Raw genomic sequence first — 3,031 nt, forward strand, 5'->3', positions numbered from 1 at the left:
GCCTCCGCCGGGCTCGCGGCCTCTTCCTCACACCCACCCACCCCTGCCCCGCCCCACCCCCCCCGGGACAGGAGGGGCCGCGACCTCGAGCGCGCCAGCGCTCCAAGATCACGGCGAGACGAGCCCGTCCTTCGGTGACCCGTTGACCCCGTTCTGCTCACGCCAGCGGGTGGTCAGCACCTCGTTGACCTTGCGGGGGTTCTCCTGGTGGGCGTAGTGCCCCGCGCCCGGAATCGATACCAGGGTCCGATCCGGTGACAGTCGCGCCCCACGGTGGACCGTGGCGGGCAGCAGATAGGGGTCGTGTTCGCCGCGCAGGCCGAGCACGGGGATGTCGATCGGGGTGCGCATGGTCGCCATGAAGCGCTTGCCGTCGGGACGCCACTGGCTGCGGAAGGCCCACCGCTGGTACTCCAGCGCGCTGTGCGCGGCGCCGGGGATCCGGATGGCGGTGCGCATCCGCGCCGCGGTCTCGGTGAATTCGGCCGTGCGCGACCAGGATTCGCTCACCCGCTCGCGCAGCATCCGCTCCACCTCGGCGCCGTCGCGGCGGGTGAGCAGATGTTCGGGGTAGCGCGGCAGCTGGTAGCGCAGGAAGTCGGGCAGCCAGGTGGCGCGCTGGGCGGGATCGCGCAGGACCGCGCTCTTGAGTGCCGCGGGATGCGGCGAGCTCACCACGGCGATCGAGCGGACCAGCCGGGGATGCAGGACCGCGGTGGCCCAGCAGACCAGGCCGCCCTCGGCGTGGCCGACGAGCGTGGCCTCGGTGTGGCCGAGCGCCCGGATGAGGCCGGCGATGTCACCGGCGAGGGTCCAGCCGTCGTAGCCGCGTGGCGGTTTGTCGCTGTCGCCGTAGCCGCGCAGGTCGACGGCGACGGTGCGATACCCGTGGTCGGCGAGCCCGGTCAGCTGATGCCGCCATGACCACCAGAAGTCGGCGAAGCCGTGCAGCAGCAGCACCAGCGGGGCATCGGAACGATCCGGCCCGTCGGCCTCGACGACGTGGAAGCGGATCCCGTTGGCGTGCACGTCCCGGTGCGTCCACGGCCCGTCGTAACGGACGCTGGACGGATCCGGGAATGAGTTGGACGACACGCCGGTCGAGCCTAGTAGGCGGGTCCGGCCGTCGCGACCGGGCCCGCCCGGCGCGTCATCGGCCGGCCGACTTCTCCAGCGCGGGAGCGTGCTCACTGTGGGTGAGCGCGGCAGGCAGCACCTCGGCGGTCTGCTTGAGCGAGTTGATCGTCTTCGCCGGCGCCCGCAGCTTGCGCACCTTGAGCCAGCCGAGGAAGGCCAGCAGCGCGGTGACTGCCACCATCAGCACGAACACGATCAGGAAGGCGGCCCAACGCCACAGGCCAACCCAGTCGAGCAGCTCGGCGAGGAAGAAGAAAAAGAAGAACGAGCTGAACAGCAGTACCACCAGCGCGAGAATGAAGAAAACGCTGCCGGTCAGGCCCTTGCGGACCTCGGCGGTGACCTCGGCCTTGGCCAGCGCCACCTCGGCGCGCACGAGGGTCGACATCTGTTCGGTCGCGTCGCGGACGAGGCTGCCGATGCTCGCCGATCCGGGCGGGTTGGCGTCGGTCAACGGGATGGAAGTGACCGTGCGACCGTCATTTCCGCCTTGGGTGTAACTCACTTCGTCGACCCTTCTCCCTGTCCTGGCACTACTAGGCCTCACTGTCCGGTTGTAACTCGTCCGCGTCGCGGCGCGCCTGGTGCACACGTCCTCGGCGCAACAGTAGCGCCGATCCGAGCAGCGATGCTGCCATGGAGGTCACCAGGACGGCGGCCTTCGCCAGATCGATGGCGTCGTCACCGACATCGGCCAGCGCGAGTTCCGCCACCAGCAGGCTAACGGTGAACCCGATCGCACCGAGTACCGACAGGGCGAACATGTCGCGATATTCCAGCGCCGCCGGTCGTTTCGCCCAGCCCAGCCGGATCGCGACCCAGCTGATTCCGAAGATGCCGATCGTCTTGCCCAGCAACAGTCCGAGGATGATCGCCAGCGACAGCCGGTCGGTGAACAGCGACCCGAACACCGCGCCGTTGAGCGGGACCCCGGAGGCGAACAACGCGAACAGCGGCACGCAGAAGCCGGCCGAGATCGGCTGCACGACATGCTCGAGATGGGTGGCGGGCGCGGTCTTCTCGCCGGGGTCCTTGCGCACCCTGGTCAACAACCCGAGCGCGACACCGGCCAGCGTCGGATGGATGCCCGCTTCGTGCAGCGCGTACCAGCAGACCAGCGCGATCGGAAGGTAGAACAGCGGAGTGTGCAGCCGCTGCCGTTGCGCCAGCGCCCAGGCCGCGCAGCAGGCGATGGCGACACCGAGCCACAGGATCGACAGCGACGCGGTGAACAGCACCGCGATGACGATGATCGCGAGCAGATCGTCGACAACGGCCAGGCTCAGCAGGAACACCCGCGCACTGGCCGGGATCCGCGAACCGGTCATGGCGAGTACGGCGAGCGCGAACGCGATGTCGGTGGCGACCGGGATAGCCCAGCCCTTGTCCATTCCTGGCACGCCGTAGCCGACCACGATCGCGATCAGGGCCGGGGTGACGACGCCGCCCACGGCGGCGATGATGGGCAGCGCGGCCCGCTTGGGGTCGGCCAGCTCGCCGACGACGAATTCGCGTTTGAGCTCGAGCCCGGCGACGAAGAAGAAGATCGCGAGCAGCCCGTCCTTGGTCCAGTCGGCCAGGGTGAGATCGAGGTGCAGCGCGGAGATGCTCAGATGGGTGTCGACCATCGTTTGATAGCTCGCGCCCCACGGTGAGTTCACCCAGATCAGCGCGATGGCCGCGGCGATGAGCAGCAATGCTCCACCGACGGTTTCGATGCGCAGATAGCGGGTCAGCTCATTACGAACACGGGTGATCACGGGCGGGCCTTCCGGCAGAGTCGACAGCGCTGCGGGCGCTCATCCCACCCTGCGGTGCCTCGGATTCACGACCGCATGCCGACCAGCCTTCCCGGCACACCGGTACGCAATTCTAACGGAGCCGGCCGGGGTGA

Annotated in this window: 3 protein-coding genes; all 3 read right to left on the reverse strand. The window is 69.0% G+C overall.

Annotated features, from left to right (window positions below; all coding sequences use genetic code 11):
- Positions 1-108: 108 nt before the first annotated feature.
- From ACFWPJ_RS20330 to nhaA, 3 genes are read right to left on the reverse strand one after another with little or no spacing between them, the layout of a single operon-like run.
- Entirely contained in the window at positions 109-1,095 is a 987-nt protein-coding gene (locus ACFWPJ_RS20330; protein ID WP_378853522.1) for an alpha/beta fold hydrolase, read from the reverse strand.
- 55 nt (positions 1,096-1,150) lie between these two features.
- Positions 1,151-1,642, reverse strand: coding sequence for a phage holin family protein (locus ACFWPJ_RS20335; RefSeq protein WP_378853524.1), 492 nt, complete (start codon positions 1,640-1,642; stop codon positions 1,151-1,153).
- Positions 1,643-1,673: 31 nt separating this feature from the next.
- On the reverse strand, positions 1,674-2,897 hold the full coding sequence (gene nhaA / locus ACFWPJ_RS20340; protein ID WP_378853526.1) for a Na+/H+ antiporter NhaA: 1,224 nt from the start codon (positions 2,895-2,897) through the stop codon (positions 1,674-1,676).
- Between the last annotated feature and the right edge of the window lie 134 nt (positions 2,898-3,031).

This window comes from Nocardia sp. NPDC058497, from assembly GCF_042720195.1.
Lineage (GTDB): Bacteria > Actinomycetota > Actinomycetes > Mycobacteriales > Mycobacteriaceae > Nocardia.